The 16,982-nt window shown below is 71.3% G+C and carries 14 protein-coding genes; 4 read left to right on the forward strand and 10 right to left on the reverse strand.

The features are described 5' to 3' along the window. Positions 1-55 precede the first annotated feature (55 nt). The 5 genes from ABZU53_RS01710 to ABZU53_RS01730 all read right to left on the reverse strand — a co-directional run bounded on the left by ABZU53_RS01710 (position 56) and on the right by ABZU53_RS01730 (position 6,460). Positions 56-1,069: an NlpC/P60 family protein gene (locus ABZU53_RS01710; RefSeq protein ID WP_354854964.1), complete on the reverse strand. Its 1,014-nt coding sequence runs from the start codon at positions 1,067-1,069 to the stop codon at positions 56-58. A gap of 167 nt (positions 1,070-1,236) precedes the next feature. Further along, the gene (locus ABZU53_RS01715; RefSeq protein WP_355063264.1) at positions 1,237-2,238 is read right to left on the reverse strand and encodes a hemolysin family protein; all 1,002 of its coding nucleotides are present in this window, start codon (positions 2,236-2,238) and stop codon (positions 1,237-1,239) included. Beyond that, positions 2,231-3,544: a hemolysin family protein gene (locus tag ABZU53_RS01720; RefSeq protein WP_355063521.1), complete on the reverse strand. Its 1,314-nt coding sequence runs from the start codon at positions 3,542-3,544 to the stop codon at positions 2,231-2,233. Before ABZU53_RS01720 ends, ABZU53_RS01715 begins: the two co-directional genes overlap by 8 nt. Positions 3,545-3,688: 144 nt before the next feature. Next, on the reverse strand, positions 3,689-5,887 hold the full coding sequence (locus tag ABZU53_RS01725) for a (Fe-S)-binding protein (protein ID WP_355063266.1): 2,199 nt from the start codon (positions 5,885-5,887) through the stop codon (positions 3,689-3,691). A 309-nt stretch (positions 5,888-6,196) separates the two neighbouring features. Beyond that, on the reverse strand, positions 6,197-6,460 hold the full coding sequence (locus tag ABZU53_RS01730; protein WP_007454145.1) for a cell division protein CrgA: 264 nt from the start codon (positions 6,458-6,460) through the stop codon (positions 6,197-6,199). A gap of 222 nt (positions 6,461-6,682) precedes the next feature. On the opposite strand from ABZU53_RS01730, the gene ABZU53_RS01735 reads away from it, so the two are divergent. The 4 genes from ABZU53_RS01735 to ABZU53_RS01750 are packed head-to-tail and all read left to right on the forward strand — an operon-like array spanning position 6,683 to position 9,996. Next, the gene (locus ABZU53_RS01735) at positions 6,683-7,486 is read left to right on the forward strand and encodes a DUF881 domain-containing protein (RefSeq protein ID WP_354854958.1); all 804 of its coding nucleotides are present in this window, start codon (positions 6,683-6,685) and stop codon (positions 7,484-7,486) included. Further along, positions 7,483-9,054, forward strand: a complete 1,572-nt coding sequence (locus ABZU53_RS01740) for a class E sortase (protein ID WP_354854956.1) — start codon at positions 7,483-7,485, stop codon at positions 9,052-9,054. Before ABZU53_RS01735 ends, ABZU53_RS01740 begins: the two co-directional genes overlap by 4 nt. 4 nt (positions 9,055-9,058) lie before the next feature. Next, on the forward strand, positions 9,059-9,343 hold the full coding sequence (locus ABZU53_RS01745) for a hypothetical protein (protein ID WP_354854954.1): 285 nt from the start codon (positions 9,059-9,061) through the stop codon (positions 9,341-9,343). A 2-nt stretch (positions 9,344-9,345) separates the two neighbouring features. Continuing rightward, complete coding sequence (locus ABZU53_RS01750) at positions 9,346-9,996, forward strand: aminodeoxychorismate/anthranilate synthase component II (RefSeq protein WP_355063268.1); 651 nt, start codon at positions 9,346-9,348, stop codon at positions 9,994-9,996. A gap of 15 nt (positions 9,997-10,011) precedes the next feature. Here the strand turns inward: ABZU53_RS01750 and ABZU53_RS01755 are convergent, their stop codons facing one another. The 5 genes from ABZU53_RS01755 to ABZU53_RS01775 form a co-directional block, all read right to left on the reverse strand. Beyond that, on the reverse strand, positions 10,012-10,632 hold the full coding sequence (locus ABZU53_RS01755) for an ElyC/SanA/YdcF family protein (protein WP_355063270.1): 621 nt from the start codon (positions 10,630-10,632) through the stop codon (positions 10,012-10,014). Positions 10,633-10,733: 101 nt separating this feature from the next. Beyond that, entirely contained in the window at positions 10,734-12,557 is a 1,824-nt protein-coding gene (gene pknB, locus ABZU53_RS01760) for a Stk1 family PASTA domain-containing Ser/Thr kinase (protein ID WP_355063272.1), read from the reverse strand. After that, positions 12,554-13,969, reverse strand: coding sequence for a protein kinase (locus ABZU53_RS01765; protein WP_355063274.1), 1,416 nt, complete (start codon positions 13,967-13,969; stop codon positions 12,554-12,556). Before ABZU53_RS01765 ends, pknB begins: the two co-directional genes overlap by 4 nt. A 1-nt stretch (position 13,970) precedes the next feature. Then, entirely contained in the window at positions 13,971-15,476 is a 1,506-nt protein-coding gene (locus ABZU53_RS01770) for a penicillin-binding transpeptidase domain-containing protein (RefSeq protein ID WP_355063275.1), read from the reverse strand. Beyond that, positions 15,473-16,963: an FtsW/RodA/SpoVE family cell cycle protein gene (locus ABZU53_RS01775; protein WP_354854943.1), complete on the reverse strand. Its 1,491-nt coding sequence runs from the start codon at positions 16,961-16,963 to the stop codon at positions 15,473-15,475. The genes ABZU53_RS01770 and ABZU53_RS01775 overlap by 4 nt, the downstream gene beginning before the upstream one ends. Positions 16,964-16,982: the final 19 nt, after the last annotated feature.

Raw genomic sequence — 16,982 nt, forward strand, 5'->3', positions numbered from 1 at the left:
CATACGACGAGGGCCCCCGGTCATCCGACCGAGGGCCCTCGTGGCGTCCGCTGGATCAGCCGGGTCGGCGGAACCCGGCGATCGGCATGGTGGTGATGCTCGACACCTGCACCGGTTTGCCGGCACGAGGCGCGTGCACCATCTGGTTGTTACCCAGATAGAGCCCGACATGGCTCAGGCCGGAGAAGAAGAAGACCAGGTCACCGGGGCGGGCGTCGGCGCGCGACACGGCCTTGCCCTCGTTCCACTGGTCACCCGTGTGGTGGGTGAGGGAGATCCCGGCCGACTTGTACGCGTACTGGGTCAGGCCCGAGCAGTCGAACGAGTTCGGGCCGGTGGCGCCCCAGACGTACGGGTCGCCGACCTGCTGGCAGGCGGTCTTGATCGCCTTCTGGGCGGCCACGGCGAGCACACCGTTGATGGTCGGGCAGCCGACGGTCTTGACCGTGGTCTTGGGCATCGACGCCTCAAGCTTCTTGATCTCGGCGTCGATCTGCTTCTTCTTGGCCGCCAGCTCGTTCTGCTGCTTGGTCTGGGTGGCGATCAGCGCGTCGAGCTTCTGCTTCTCGCTGTCGTACTTGGCCCGCACGGCCAGCACGCCCTCGACCTGCTTGCGCTCCTGCGCGGCCAGCCGGTCGAGGAGGGTGAGCTGCTCGGTGAGGGTGTCCGGCTTGGCGCTGATCAGCAGCGCGCCGATCTCCTGCGACGGGCCCGACATGTAGTAGCGGGACGCGAGGTCACCGACCCGGTTGAGCGCCAACTCGCTCTGCAGGGCCAGCGGCTCGATCTTCTTCTGCAGGTCGGTCGACTTCTTCCGGTTGACCTTGAGCTGCGCCCGTACCTTGTTGTACTGCTCGATCGTGGGCTCCAACTGCTCCCACTTCTTGTCGATCTGCGCCTCGATCTCGTCGACCGTGGGCTCGGCCTGCGCCGGCACGGCGAGCATTCCGGCACCGACCGCAGCGGCGGCGACCAGCACAAGCAGACGATGGGCGACCCGGCGTAGACCGCCCGGCCGAGCGGACAGTCCCGGGGCGTGACGATGAGGGGGCATGGTTGCCACCGGCACCGACTCCTTTGCAACCGACCGCCGGGCGCCTCGCGTGAGGGAAGGGCCGAGGCAGACGACCCACAGCGGTCGGTGCCCCACATTAGGGAAGCGTTGGACCGGAATCAAGGCGAGCCGAGTCACCATCACTGTCACGCAACCGCTTGCACACCAAGGGTGTTGGTCAATTAACCAACGATTGCGGTCAATACATCGTCGAGCGTGACCACCCCGAGCGGACGCCGACCGTCGCTGACCAGCACCATGTGCCGCCGTTCGCGGCGCATGGCCAGCAGCAGATCGGCCAGCGTACGTTCCGGCGGCACCACCGCCAGCGGCCGGTAGACCTCCGCCGGCACCGGTGCCCGACGACCCTGCCCGGCGTACCCGAGCACGTCCTTGACGTGCACGAAGCCCAGTACGCGCCGGGTGGACCGCTGCACCACCGGGAACCGGGACCGGCCGGTCCGGGTCGCCAGCACCTCCAGCGACGCCGGGGAGACGTCCTCGGCCACCGTGACCACCGTCGACCACGGCTGCAACGCGTCCGCCGCGGTCCGGGTGTGCAGGGCCAGGGCCCCGGTGATGCGGGCGTGCTCCTCGGCGTCGAGCAGCCCCTCCGTACGCGCCTGCGACACCAGCCCGGCCAACTCCTCGGCGGTGAACACCGTCTTCACGGCCTCGGTCGCCTCGATCCGCCAGAACGCCAGCACCCGGCGGGCCGCCCACTTCATCGCCAGCAGCAACGGCTTGGTGGCCACGCAGAAGGCCAGCATGGCTGGGCCCAGCCAGAGGGCGGAGACCTCCGGACCGGCCAGCGTGATGTTCTTCGGCACCATCTCGCCGACCACCGTGTGCAGGAAGACGACGACGCCGAGCGCGAGCACGAACGCCACCGGGTGCACCGCGCGCTCGGGCAGGCCGACCGCGTGGAACGGCGACTCCAGCAGATGAGCCAGCGCCGGCTCGGCGATCGCGCCGAGGCCCAGCGAGCAGACCGTGATGCCGAGCTGCGCACCGGCGATCATCAGCGGGATCTGGTTCATCGCCGACAGCGCCCAGCGGGCCCGCTTCGAGCCGACCGCCAACGGTTCGATCACCGTCCGCCGGGACGCGATCAGCGCGAACTCGCTGCCCACGAAGAACCCGTTGCCGAGCAGCAGCAGCACGGTCACCAGCAGCTCAGTCATCGGTGTCCGGTTCCGCCGGGCGCAGCACCCGGACCTGCTCGATCCGGTGCCGCTCCACCTCCACCACGGTGAACTCCCAGCCGTCCGCGTCGACGGTCTCGCCGGCCAGCGGGATGTGCCCCAGTCGCGCCATCAGGAAGCCGGCCAGCGTCTCGTACGGCCCCTCGGGCAGCCGGAAGCCCGTCTGCTCGGCCAGCTCGTCGGAGCGCAGCACCCCGTCGACAAGCACCGTGCGCTCCCCGCCCGGCACGGTCAGCTCGACCGGCCCGGTGTCGTCCACACTGGCCGGATCGAACTCGTCGGCGATCTCCCCGACCAGCTCCTCGACCAGGTCCTCGATCGTCACCACGCCGTCCGTGCCGCCGTACTCGTCGACCACGATGGCCAGGTCAGCCCCGGCCGCCTTCAACGCCGCCAGCACGCCGTCCAGGTCCAGGCTCTCCGGCACGTACACCGGCTCCCGGGCCACCGACCCGACCATGGTCGACGCCCGCGCGGCCAGCGGCACGCCCAGCGCGTCCGGCACGCCGGCCACACCGGTGACCAGGTCCAGGGTCTCCTCGTACACCGGGAAGCGGGTCCGTCCGGTCCGCCGCGACTCTTCGAGCAGCTCGGCCACGGTGGCGGTGGCGCGCAGCGCGACCACGTCGACCCGCGGGGTCATCGCCTCGGCCGCCCGTTTGTCGCCGAACCGGATGGTGCGGCGCAGCAGCATCGCCGTGTCCGTGGGCAGCGCGCCCGCGCGGGCCGAGATGGCGGCCAGCAGGCCCAGCTCTTCGGGTGAGCGGGCGCTGGCCAGCTCCTCCTGCGGCTCCACGCCGAGCGCCCGGACCAGCCGGTTCGCCGAGCCGTTCAGGCCCCGGATCACCCAGCCGAACGTCCGGGAGAAGGTGTGCATCGGCCCGGCGGTGGCCAGCGCGGCGGGCATCGGTTGGGCGAGCGCCGCGTTCTTGGGCACCAGCTCGCCGAAGAGCATGGAGATGAGGGTGGCCAGGGCCAGCGCCAGGAACGGGGTGAAACGCTCGGTGCTCTCCCCGGCGACCGGGCGCAGCAGCGGGGTGAAGATCCGGGCCAGGGCGGGCTCGGCCAGGTAGCCGGTGAGCAGCGCGGTGATGGTGATGCCGAGCTGCGCTCCGGAGAGCTGGAAGGACAGCTCACGCAGCGCGGTGCGGACCTTCAGCGCGGCCTGATCGCCGGCCGCGGCCCGGCGGTCGATCTCCGCCCGATCGACCGTGACCAGGGCGAATTCGGCCGCGACGAAGAACGCGTTGCCGGCGGTCAGCGCAACGAAGCCGACCAGTGGCAGCAGCGTGGTCCAGAGCAGGCCGTCGATGTCGTCTCACCTCGGCCGCGATTGTGCCACGCCGGGTGCGCGATGCCGGGCCCCGGTCGGGCGCGGCGGCGGCACCCCGTGGGCGCCGCCGCCGTCCGATGATTTTCGCGGTACGCCTCAGCCGGCGACCGGCGCGGACTCCTTGTCGCCCCGCGGCTGCTCCGGCTTCACCGAGCGCAGCAGGACGCTCGCCACGTCGATCACCTCGACCTGTTCGCCGGCACCCTTGCCGTTGACCCCGTCGTTGAGCATCGTCGAGCAGAACGGGCAGCCGACGGCAACGGTCTTCGCCCCGGTGGCCATGGCCTCCTCGACCCGGTCCACGTTGATCCGCTTGCCGATCTTCTCCTCCATCCACATCCGGGCGCCGCCGGCGCCGCAGCAGAAGGAGCGCTCGCTGTTGCGCGGCATCTCGGTGATCTCGCCCTCGATGGCGTCCCCGAGCACCTCGCGAGGGGCCGCGAAGATCCGGTTGTGCCGGCCCAGGTAGCAGGGGTCGTGGTAGGTCACGCCGCCGTCGACGGGCTGCACCGGCGTCAGCTTGCCGGTGGACACCAGGTGGGCCAGCAGTTGGGTGTGGTGGACCACCTCGAACTCGCCGCCGAGCTGGCCGTACTCGTTGCCCAGGGTGTTGAAGCAGTGCGGGCAGGTCGCCACGATCTTGCGCTTGGCCTTCTCCCGGCCCTCGAACGCCTCGTTCAGCGTCTCCACGTTCTGCTGGGCGAGCATCTGGAAGACGAACTCGTTGCCGATCCGTCGCGCCGGGTCGCCGGAGCAGGTCTCGCCCTCGCCGAGGATCGCGAACTTCACGCCGGCCTCGTTGAGCAGGGTGGCCACGGCGCGGGTGGTCTTCTTGGCCCGGTCCTCGAACGCGCCGGCGCAGCCGACCCAGAACAGGTACTCGAAGTCGTCCACCTCGCCGACCCGGGGCACCTCGAAGTCCAGGCCCTTGGTCCAGTCTTCGCGGGTGTTCTGCGGGGCGCCCCACGGGTTGCCCTTGTTCTCCAGGTTGCGCAGCATCACGCCGGCCTCGGAGGGGAAGCTCGACTCGATCAGCACCTGGTAACGGCGCATGTCGACGATGTGGTCGACGTGCTCGATGTCCACCGGGCACTGCTCGACGCAGGCGCCGCAGGTGGTGCAGGACCAGAGCACGTCCGGATCGATGACCCCGCCCTCCTCGGCGGTGCCGATCAACGGCTTGTCGGCCTCGGCCAGGGCCAGCACGTCCAGGTGCGCGAGCTGCGCCTGGGTGGCCTTCTCCTCGCCGGTCAGGTCCTTGCCGCCACCGGCCAGCAGGTAGGGCGCCTTGGCGTACGCGTGGTCGCGCAGGCTCAGCACGAGCAGCTTGGGCGACAGCGGCTTGCCGGTGTTCCAGGCCGGGCACTGCGACTGGCAGCGGCCGCACTCGGTGCAGGTGCTGAAGTCCAGCAGGCCCTTCCAGGTGAACTGCTCGACCTGGGCGACGCCGAACTGGTCCTTCTCCGGGTCGGCCTCCTCGAAGTCGAGCGGCTTGCCCTGGCTCGTCATCGGGCGCAGCGCGCCGAGGCCGGAGCCGGCCGGCTTGGCCGGCTCACGCTTGAAGAAGATGTTGGGGAACGCCAGGAACCGGTGCCAGGCGACGCCCATGGTGACGTTCAGCGAGATGACGATCAGCCAGGTCATCGAGATAATGATCTTGATGAGCGCGGCGACGCTGGCGCCGTCCTGCCAGTCGGGCAGCACCGCGCCGACGGCGTGGCTGACCGGGGTGGCCCAGACCGGGTACTCGAAGTGGTCGGTGGCGACCTTGAAGCCCCGGATCACGAACCCGAAGATCAGGACCAGCAGCACGATCCACTCGACGAAGTAGCCCTGCCACATGGTCGAGCCGGTGAACCGGGAGCGACCGCCCGGGCGGGTGGGCCGGTTGCGCAGCCGGATCGCCATCAGCACCAGGATGCCGACCAGGCCCAGCACGCCGATGACCTCGGTGGCCAGGCCGAAGATCGTCCAGTGCCCGATGATCGGCAGCCCGCCGGTCGGGGTGACCACCTCGAAGTACGCCTCGAGCACGAGCAGTGACAGCACGACGAAGCCGACCATCACGAACCAGTGCGCGGCACCCACCACGCCCCACTTGAGCATGCGGGTGTGGCCGGCGGTCTCCACCAGCATCTTCTTCGTGCGGGCGCCCTTGTCGGTGAACCGCTCCGGAGCGGGTTGCCCCAGCCGGATGACGGCCGTCATCTTCATGACCGCGCGCACCGCCAGCCACACCGCCACGGCGGTGATGCCGGCCGCGAGGATCGTGGTGACGATCTGGACGCTGCCCATCGAGTTGGCCTCCCCGGTCTGCTGCCTGTCGAGCGGTTCAGCAACCGGGACCGGGGCAGGACGAAGCCAGCGTCGCGCCGCTGCCACACCTGCGACCGGACCGGTCGATGACCTCGCTCCGCTCGGTCATGCAGTGCAGCCTACGCGCAAGGTTACCCAGCAGTAACGTGAGTCATCTCGCAGTAGGCCACGCTGCCTGCGGACACCATAGGGTGCCCCGCCCGGTCCCGCCGGGCAGGGGCGTGGCGGGTGACCTGGATCCTTCGGCGCGGCGGCGCCCAGGCCAGGCCAGGCGTCAGCGGGAGAGGCTCAGCGCCAGCGCGAGAGCAGCACCAGCGACGCGACCATCGCGCCGAAGCCGACCGCGAGGTTCCAGTACTGCCACGAGGCGACCGGGTACTCCTGCTCGGAGAGGTAGTAGACGACCAGCCAGCCGATGCCCGCGACGATCAGGGCGACCGCGGTGATCGGCAGCCACACCGGGCTAGGCTTGCGCGACGCCGCCGTCGTCGTCGGACGGACGTCCGTCGGCGGGGTGTACACCTTCTTCTTGCGGACCTGAGACTTGGGCACGGCGCTCTCCAGAGGGGGTGACGACCTCGTCCGGCCTGACAACCGGACGCGGAGGCGACGGTTCATGGCCAATAATGTTCGACAGCTAGCGTAGTCCCGAACGGCCGCCTGGACCACGAATGGGGTCAGGCAGGTACATGGAGTGACCGAAAAGGGCGGGACTGTTCGCATCACCGGCCCGGCCGGTACGAACCGGTCCCCGACACGCGGAAGGAACGCTCGGTGGAGTACACATCCGGCGCCGCCTCCTGGCAAAAGGCCCTCCGACGGGCCGTCGCCGGGCTGCTGCCCCGGCGGCCACGCCAACGGCGACCAGGCTGGTCGATCGGGGTGCCCCTGATCGCCGCCGCAGCGGGGCTGCTCTTCACCACCACCGCGACCACGGCGGGCGGCACCGCTCTACGCGAGGACCGGCGGCCCCAGCTCAACCAGCTCATCGAGGAGCGCGAGCAGCAGGTCGAGGCGAGCGAACGCCGCGCTGCCACCCTGCGCGACGAGGTCCAGCAACGCACCGACACACTTGCCGGCTCGGACGCCCCAATCAAGGCCCAGCAGGCCCGGGCCCAGGGCAGCCTCAAGGCGGCCGGGTTCACCGCCGTCACCGGCACGGCCGTGACTGTCGAGCTGAACGACGCGCCCCAACACGACGACGAGGCCCACACCGACGCCACCAACGACGACCTGGTCGTGCACCAGGGCGACGTACAGGCCGTGGTCAACGCACTCTGGGCGGGTGGAGCGGAGGCCATGTCAATCATGAACGTCCGCGTGCTCGCAACCAGCGCGGTACGCTGCGTCGGTAACACCCTGCTGCTCCATGGGCGGGTGTACTCCCCACCGTTCAAGATCGTAGCAATCGGCGATCCCGCTGCCCTCCAGCAGGCCCTCGCCAGCTCTGAGGGAGTCCGGTTGTTCAAGGACGCAGTCGACGACTATCAACTCGGCTACAAGGAGTCCGTCTCCACGGTGACCATCAAGGCCTTCGAGGACTCGACCGCGCTGCGCTCGGCGACGGTGCCCAGGTGAGCAGCCCGGACGAACGCCGCGACGGGCGACACCGGGACCAGGCCGACGACCCGACCGCCTTCCTGCCCAAGGTCGACCGACCCGAGCCGACTCCGGAGCGGCCCGAGCCGACGCCGGGCCGGGCTCGGACCGGCAACTGGCCCGAGCCCGTGCTACCCGGCCGGCCACGGGCACCGCGTCCGGCGGAAGCTCCCGAGCCGCCGAGCGCCGCCGGCCCGCGCGCCGAGCACCCTGCCCCGCCCAGCGCCGGCCGACCGGACCCGCAGCGCGCTCCACACCACCCGAGCCCGGCGGCACCGCCGCCCTGGCCGGGTGCCGCAGCGCCCGGCTCGTCTCCACGCGGCGGGTCCGGCCAGCCCCCCGCCGCCGCTCCCGGCCGACCGACCGCGTCCCCCGCGCAGGGGCCGGTCCGGCCGGCCGCCCCGGGCAACGACCACGCGCGCGGCCCAGCCCCCGGCACCGCGCCGACCCGCCCGGCGACCGCCGGCGGCCCGTCCGGCGCCTCGACTCCTCCGAGCGGCGCGACCCAGTCCGGCGGCGATGCGCCGACCGCGTTCATCCCGAAGGTTGGCGCGGGTCCCGCACGCCCGACCAGCGCGGCGGGTGCCCCGGTCTCTCCAGCCGGGCCGGGCCGCCCCGCCGACCCGAACGCCACAGCCCTCATCCCCGCCGTACCGTCCGGTCCGGCAACCCGGCCTCCGGCCATGGACGCCACGGCGCTGATGGGCGCCGTCCCCCGTACATCGACGCCGGATGAGCCGGCCGGCGCGGACGACAGCGCCGGCGAGCCTCCCCGACCCCGTCGGGGCGAGCAGGTGGTCCAACTCCGGCCGCACCAGACCGGCGAGGGCTACAAGAGCGTCTACTCGGAGCTCACCCGCCCGTCGTTGGGCTCCCGGCTGCGGACCGGCATCCGGGTCACCGGCGAGGTGCTGATCACCTTCGGCCTGGTCGTGCTGCTCTTCGCCGGCTACGAGGTGTGGGGCAAGTCGGCCATCGTCGACGCCCACCAGAACGACCTCAACAGCCAACTCGCCCAGGAATGGGGCGGCGCGACCGACGACCCCACGGTCGCCCCGTCGGCCACCCCGAGCGTCAAGCCGTCCCCGCCGGTGCACGGCAAGCCGATCGCGGGCCTCTACATCCCCAAGCTCGACAAGAACTGGGTGGTGGTCGAGGGCGTCACGCAGCAAGACATCCGATACGCCCCGGGTCACTACCCGACCAGCGCACTGCCTGGTCAGGTCGGCAACTTCTCCGTGGCGGGTCACCGCAACCGGGCCACCTTCTGGCGGTTGGACGAGCTGGACGAGGGCGACGCGATCGTGGTCGAGGGCAAGACCGACTGGTACATCTACCGGGTGGCGCGGACCCGCATCGTGAAGCCCACGCAGGTCGAGGTGGTGGCCCCGGTGCCCGGCGAACCGAACAAGAAGCCGACCAAGCGGATGCTCACGCTGACCACCTGCAATCCCAAGTTCGACAACTACCAGCGCCTGATCATCCACGCCGAGCTGGACCGGACACAGCCCAAGTCGGCGGGCCGCCCGACGGAGCTGGGAGGCTGACCCGATGTACGCCTTCATCTGGCGTAAGCTCCCGTTCGGCCTGGCCGGCAAGCTGGTCGGTTCGGTGCTGCTCGCGGCCGCCACGGTGGCCCTGCTCTGGTACGTGGCCTTCCCGTGGGCCGAGCCGCTGCTGCCCTTCGACGACGTGCAGGTCACCCAGGACTCCGGCGTTCCGGGGGAGCCGGGCGGCGGAGACGCGGTGACCGGGGAGACTCCGGCCGGTGACGAGCACGAGCTGCCGTACGACACCGACCAGAACAATCCCGCGCCGTCCACTCCGAGCAGGTGACCATGCGCGTCCTGGTGATCGACAACTACGACTCGTTCGTCTTCAACCTGGTGCAGTACCTGGGCCAGCTCGGCGTGGACTGCGACGTCCGCCGCAACGACGAGATCGACGTCGCCGAGGTCGGCCGGGTGGGCGCGGCCGGCATCCTGCTCTCACCCGGACCGGGCAGCCCCGACCGGGCCGGCATCTGCCTGGACGTCATCCGGGAGTACGCGGGCGAGCTGCCGATCTTCGGCGTCTGCCTCGGCCACCAGGCCATCGGCGAGGCGTTCGGGGCGACCGTGACCCGGGCCCCTGAGTTGCTGCACGGCAAGACCTCCGAGGTGCGGCACCACTCGGTCGGCGTGCTCGCCGGCCTACCCGACCCCTTCACCGCCACCCGCTACCACTCGCTCGCCGTGCTCCCCGAGACGCTGCCCGACGAGCTGGAGGTCACCGGCTGGACCGGCTCCGGTGTGGTGATGGCGATGCGGCACCGGACGCTGCCCATCGAGGGCGTGCAGTTCCACCCGGAGTCGGTGCTCACCGAGGGCGGCCACCTGATGCTCGCCAACTGGCTGGCCGGTTGCGGTCACCCGGAGGCGCTGGAGCGCGCCCCCGCGCTGGCCGCCGAGGTCGACGCCCGCCGCCGAGCCGCCTTCGCCACGGCGTAGACCCGCACCGGCCGGTCAGCTTCGCAGGGCGTCCCGCACGGCGGGGCTCACCGACGACCGGACCGCGGGCGGCCGGCCCCGGAACGCGTCCCAGGCCGCCTTGCCGCTGGCGAAGTAGTCGCGAACGGCCTTGCGGACGAGCAGGCCGGGCCCGCAACCATCGCATCGAGCGGTGACCCCGTCGACATTGAGGCCGAGGTGCCGACAGAGCGTGACCGCCCGGGACAGGTGATAGGACTGCGTCACGACCAGAGCCCGCTGGACGCCGTACACGTCTCTCGCGCGGGCGCAGCTGTCGTACGTGTCCAGGCCGAACGGGTCCGCCACCACCCGCCGGGGATCCACGCCGAGCTTCTCGGTCAGATACGCGGTCATCACCGTCGGCTCGTCGCCGGACGTGCCACCCCCGTCACCGGAGACCAGCACGACCCGGGCCCGCCCGGTACGCACCAGCTCGGCGGCGGTCTCCAGGCGGCCGACGAGCCGTTCGCCCGGCTGCCGCCCGTCAGCCGTCACCGCCGTACCCAGGACGATCACGACGTCGGCGGCGGGAGCGTCCGCTTCGCCGTAGGTGTGCCCGCGCGCTCCGAACGTCGTCCACAGCCACGGGACGCTGCTCAGGACAAGCACGACCACGCCCAGGGCAACCCCGCGCAGCAGATGCCGACGCCACCGGCCCGTCCTCGGACGATCGACGGCGGAGCCCGGCCGGAGGCTCCGCACCCAGGCGGGGACGGCTACTCCTCGGGAAGTCGGACCGGCGGCGGGAAGATCGGCTGGCCGGAGCCACCACCGATGCCCGGCGTCGTTGGCGTGCCGCTCGGTGTGGGCGTCGGCGTCACCGACGGACTGGGCGTCTCCTCCACGACCTCCGGCTGGCTCACCTTGATGGTCACCCTGGTGCCGCTCGGCTTCTTCTCCTTGCCGTTCGGGCTCTGGTCGGTGACCTTGCCGGCCTGGGCCGCCGGCACATCGGGGCCATCCTGGACGTTCACCACGAAGCCGGCGTTGCGCAGGGTGCGGGTGGCCTCGTCCTCGCTCAGCCCGACGACGTCCGGCACCTCACGGACATTGCCCTTCGACACCTCGAGGGTCACCTTCGTGCCCTCGGGGACCTTCTGACCCTCCGGCGGGTTGACCTTGACGACGATGCCCTCGCTCTCCGGGCTGTCGACCGGCTTGACCGTGTAGTCGAGCTTCGCCTCCTCGAGGCGGGCGACGGCGCTCTCCTCCTTGCTGCCCTTGAGGCCGGTCGGGACGGCCACCTCGGGCTTGCCGCCGCAGAGCTGAATGGTGACCGTGCTGGCCTCCTTCAGTCGAGCGTTCGGCTGCGGGTTCTGGCCGACCACCGTGCCCTCGGCGCAGGTGCTGTTCAGAACCGGCTCGCCGACCACCGGATTGAGGCCGGCTCTGGTGATGTCGGTGAACGCGGCGTCCCGTGTCTTTCCGGCGAGGGTGGGCACCGACTTCAGGTCCTTGTCCTGCTGCTGACTCCACAGCAGGGCGGCGACCAGGGCGATCACCGCCAGCACGCCGACCGCGCTGAACAGGGCGATCAGCCAGGAGGACGCCTTGCGCTGGCGCGGATCGCCGACCCGGGCCGGGATCTGCCGGGTCTGCGGCCCGGTGGCGGCGGGCGGGTAGCCGCCACCGCCGCCGGCCGGGGCCATCGCCACCGTCTCGGCCTCGCGCAGCACCGGAGTGGCCAGCACCGGCCGGCCGGCGGCGGCGCGCAGCAGGTCGGCCCGCATCTCGCCGGCGCTCTGGTAGCGGTTGAGCGGGTTCTTGGACAGCGCCTTGAGCACGATCGCGTCGACCGCCGGGGTGACGTCCGGGTTGATGTCGCTCGGCGTCGGCGGAGTCTCCCGCACGTGCTGGTACGCGACGCTTACCGGGCTGTCCCCGACGAACGGCGGGTGCCCGCAGACCAGCTCGAACAGGACACAGCCGGCCGCGTACACATCGGAGCGGGCGTCCACGGCCTCACCGCGCGCCTGCTCCGGTGACAGGTACTGGGCCGTGCCGATCACCGCGCTGGTCTGCGTCATGGTGGTCGCGCCGCTGGCCAGCGCCCGGGCGATGCCGAAGTCCATCACCTTGACCTGGCCGGTCTGGGTGAGCATGACGTTGCCCGGCTTGATGTCCCGGTGAATGATGCCGTGCCGGTGGCTGAACTCCAGCGCCGCGCACATGTCGGCGCAGATCTCCAGCGCACGGCGGGGCTGCAACCGGCCCTCGGCCCCGAGGACCTCCTTCAACGTCCGCCCGTTGACGAACTCCATGACGATGAAGGGCAGCGTCTCGCCGGTCGGCGCGGTCTCCTCGCCGGTGTCGTAGACCGCCACGATCGCCGGGTGGTTGAGCGATGCGGCGTTCTGCGCCTCCCGGCGGAACCGCATCTGGAACGTCGCGTCCCGGGCGAGGTCGGTGCGGAGCATCTTGATCGCGACGTCCCGACCGAGCCGGAGGTCGCGACCGCGGTGCACCTCGGCCATGCCGCCATAGCCGAGCAGCTCGCCGACCTGGTACCTGCCACCGAGCAGGCGGGCCTGCGCTGTCATCGCGTCTGTCGTCCTTCGCTCGTCGTCGTCCCGCCGTCACCCGGCCGGAGTCGTACCTCACGACGGTACGACGTCCGGGTCGCATCGTCGCGTCCGTCGAGCCGCAGCGCGCCGGACGTCACGGTCTGTGAAGCCGACGCCCCGGACGCACCGGTCTGCGACTGCTTCCGCAGGTTGTAGGAAATCACGCCGGAGCAGAGCAGGACCAGTAAGGCCAGCAGGATGGCGAGGAGCACCATCCCGGGCCGGGACCGACGCGGCTCGGGCGCCGGCAGCCCCGGGACGGCCTGCCGGGCGTACGCCGGTGGCTGTTCCTGCCGGGTCTGTGCCGGCGGCACCGCCGCGGCGCCGCGCGGGTAGCCGGCCGGGGCGACCGGCGGGCGCGCGTGCGGTACGGCCGGTGCGACAGCTGTGGGGCGGGGCTGCTGGGCCGGCGCGACAGTCGTCGGGCGCTGCCCGACGGGAGGCTGCCGGTGCGGGGCGTTCGGCGGGCGGAGCTGCTGCGCCTGCGGCACCTGGGCCCGGCCGGGAGCGGCGGGTGAGGACGGCGCACCGGAGACCGGGCCGGTGTGACCGCCGGCCCGGGCCTGCTGGGACAGCGCGGCCTTGAGCTGGCGGGCCACTCCGGCGAGGGCGGCGGCACTCGGCCAGCGGGCGGCCGGATCCTTGGCCAGCGCCCGTTCCACCACTGCCCGGACCTGCGGCGGGATGTCGGACGGCAGCGGCCGGGGTGTTTCCCGGACGTGCCGCATGGCGATGTCGAGCGGGTTGTCGCCCTCGAACGGTCGCCGCCCGGCGAGGCACTGGTAGGCGACCACGCCGAGCGCGTACACGTCGGACGCCGGGGTGGCCACCTGACCGGTGGCCTGCTCGGGAGAGATGTACGAGGCGGTGCCGAGCACCGAGCCGGCGGCGGTGAGCTGGCCGACGATGTCGGAGCGGGCGATGCCGAAGTCGGTCAGCACCAGCGTGCCGTTCGGCCGGACCAGCAGGTTGCCCGGCTTCACGTCGCGGTGCACGATGCCCTTCTCATGCGCGGCGTGCAGCGCGTCGGCGGCCTGCGCGACAAGCGCCATCGTCCGGGCCGGGGTGAGCCGACCGACCCGGCTCAGCGTGGACGACAGGGCGTCGCCCTCGACGTACTCCATCACCAGGAAGGCGATCTGCTGGTCGTTGCCGAAGTCGTAGACGTCCACCACGCCGGGATGGTTGATGGTCGCCATGGTCCGGGCCTCGCCTCGGAACCGCTCGGCGAAGTCGGGGTCGTCGAGCAGCGCGGGAAGCAGGCTCTTGACCGCGACCGTCCGGCCGAGCACCTGGTCGGTGCCGCGCCAGACGTCACCCATGCCGCCGCTGGCGATCCGCTCGTCGAGGCGGTAGCGGTTGCCGAGCTGGACGCCGGGGCTGAGCATGTCAGCGGCCCCCGGGGTCGTTGATGGCGGCCCGCATGATCTGGCCGCCGATCCGGGCCGCTTCGGCGCTGCCGCCGCTGCCGGCCTGCTCCAGCACGACACACACCGCGGAGACCGGGTTGCCGTTCTTGTCCAGGGCGAAGCCGATGAACCAGCCGTGGTCGGGCCGGTCCGGGGCGGACTGCGCGGTGCCGGTCTTGCCGCCGACCGTGTAGCCGCTGATCGCCGCCTTCTGGCCGGTGCCCTTCTGGACCACGCTGACCATCATGTCGCGCAGGTCGCTGGCGACCTGACCGCTGACCGGCTGACGCAGCTCCCGCGGCTTCGCGGTGTAGTAGCTGGTGGTCCGGTCCGGGGCGAGGAGTTGCCGGACCAGGTACGGCCGCATCTGGCTGCCACCGTTGGCGACCGAACCGGCGATCATCGCGCCCTGCAGCGGCGTCATCCGGACGTTGTTCTGACCGATCGAGGACTGGGCCAACGCGGCCGGGTCGGTGCTGCCGTCCGGGTTCAGCATGTCGCCGGTCCGGCTGGCCGCCGTCCGCAGACCGCCCTCGCCGAGCTGCCCGACCGTGAGGTCCTCCTGCTCGAAGCCGAACTGCCGGGCCTTCTCCTTGACCTTGTCGGCGCCGAGCCGTACGCCGAGCTGCGCGAAGCCGGTGTTGCACGACTCGGTGACCGCCTCCAGCAGGGTGACCTGCGGCTCGGGGCAGATCGACGGGGCGGCGTTGCGGATCGGGCTGCCCGAGGTGGGTGGGGTGTAGCTGGAGCCGGCCGGGATCGGGGTCGTCTTGGTGACGCCGTTCTCCAGCGCCGCCGCGGCGACCACGATCTTGAAGGTGGAGCCCGGGGGCAGCGTCTCGGAGAGGGCCCGGTTCTTGAGCGGGCCGTCCGGGTTCTGCTCCAGCTTGTTGATCTCCGCCGCGGCCTCGGTCGTGTTGTGGCTGACCAGCGGGTTCGGGTCGAAGCTGGGCATGGACACCAGGGCCTGCACCGCACCGGTCCGCGGGTCGATGGCGATCGCCGCGCCGCGCTTCGCATCCACCTGGTTGTTGCGCATCTGGTCGTACGCCACGTCCTGCGCCCGCTTCGAGAGCGTGAGGAGCACGTTGCCGCCACCGGTCTCGTCGCCGGTGAACATGTCCTTGAACCGGTCGCCGATCAACTGGTCGCTGGTGCCGGCCAGGAAGTCGTTCTCCACCTGCTCGATGCCGGTGTCGGCCAGGTTGACCGGCTTGTAGCCGAGCACGTGAGCGTACTTGGCCCCACCCGGGTAGGTGCGCTGGAACTTCAGCTTGCCGGTGGTCTCCTTGCTGGTGGCCACCGCCGTGCCGCCAGCCTCGATGTTGCCGCGCTTGCGCTTGTAGTCGGCGACCTGGACCCGGCCGTTGTAGTCACTGGTGCGGTACTCGTCGGCCTTGTACGCCTGGATCCAGTTGAGGTTCGCGAAGAGCAGACCGAACAGGACCATGACGACGATGCCGACACGGCGCAGGGGTGCGTTCACGGCTTGATCACCTCCGTGGGAGCACCATGCAACTGCTCGGGCGGGCCGCCCGAGGGCCGGGCCGCCTTGCCGGCACCGCCGGTCACCGGTCGCCGGGCCCCATCGGAGACCCGCAACAGGACCGCGATGAGCAGCCAGTTCGCCATCAGCGACGAACCACCGGCGGACAGGAACGGGGTGGTCTGGCCGGTCAGCGGAATGAGCTTGCTGATGCCGCCGACGATCACGAAGACCTGCAGGCCCAGGGTGAAGGCGAGACCGCCCGCGAGCAGCTTGCCGAACGAGTCGCGCACCGCGAGCGCGGCGCGCAGGCCCCGCTCCACGATCAGCAGGTAGACCACGAGCAGCGCGGAGAGGCCGAACAGGCCGATCTCCTCGCCGATGCCGGCGAAGATGAAGTCGTTCTGCACCTCGGGCAGGATGTCCGGCTGACCGCCGCCCGGCCCGGCCCCGAAGAGTCCACCCGTGCCGAGGGCGAGCAGACCCTGGACGAGCTGGTAGCCCTTGTTGGTCGGGTCGGCGAACGGATCCAGCCAGATCTCCGCGCGCAGGTAGAAGTTGGCGAACGGCCCGCCGACAGTCGACCCGAGGACGTACGCGAGGTAGGCGCCGCCGAAGAAGAGGACCAGACCGATCAGCAGCCAACTGACCCGCTCGGTGGCGATGTAGAGCGTCACCACGAACATGCCGAAGTAGAGCAGCGAGGTGCCCAGGTCCTTCTCGAAGACCAGCACCAGGAGGCTGATCAGCCAGACCACGACCACCGGACCCAGGTCGCGCCCACGCGGGAAGTCGATGCCGAGGAACCGCCGGCTCGCCAGCGAGAGCACCTCACGCTTGCGCACCAGGTAGTACGCGAAGAAGACCAGCAGCGCCAGCTTGGCGAACTCACCCGGCTGAAGCGAGAAGCCGCCGACCCGGATCCACAGCTTGGCGCCGTTGATCTCGGAGATGCTGCGCGGCAGCACCGCCGGAAGCATCACCAGCACGATGCCGGCAAGCCCCAGGGTGTACGCGTACCGGGAGACCGACCGGTGGTCGCGCATGATGGCGAGCAGGCCCGCGGCGAGGATCACCGAGGCGAGCGTCCACGCGAGCTGCCGGCCGCCGATGCCGGCGAAGGTGGCCAGATCCTCCCGGTCGACCGGGGCGGCCTCGCCCAGGTCGATCCGGCGCAGGAAGCCCACCCCGAGGCCGTTGAGCAGGGCCACCGCCGGCAGCAGGGCCGGGTCGGCGAACGGGGCGAGGAACCGGATGACCAGGTGCAGGCCGAGGAAGACCGCGCCGAGGGCGGCGGCGGGCATCCAGAAGTCCGGGGTGACCGTGTCCAGAAGGTTCGCCTCGACGGTCGCCATGTACGCGGCCACCAGCACCATCGCCAGCAGCAGCAGGGACAGCTCGGCGTTGCGTCGGGACCGGGCCAGGCGTACGCCGGACTCCCCGCCCGTGGTGGCGGGCGAGGGTGCCGGTGTGGCCGCTACGGTCACGGGTGGAGTCCTTGGGATC

The sequence above is a fragment of the Micromonospora sp. NPDC005194 genome, assembly GCF_040608335.1.
Classification (GTDB): domain Bacteria; phylum Actinomycetota; class Actinomycetes; order Mycobacteriales; family Micromonosporaceae; genus Micromonospora.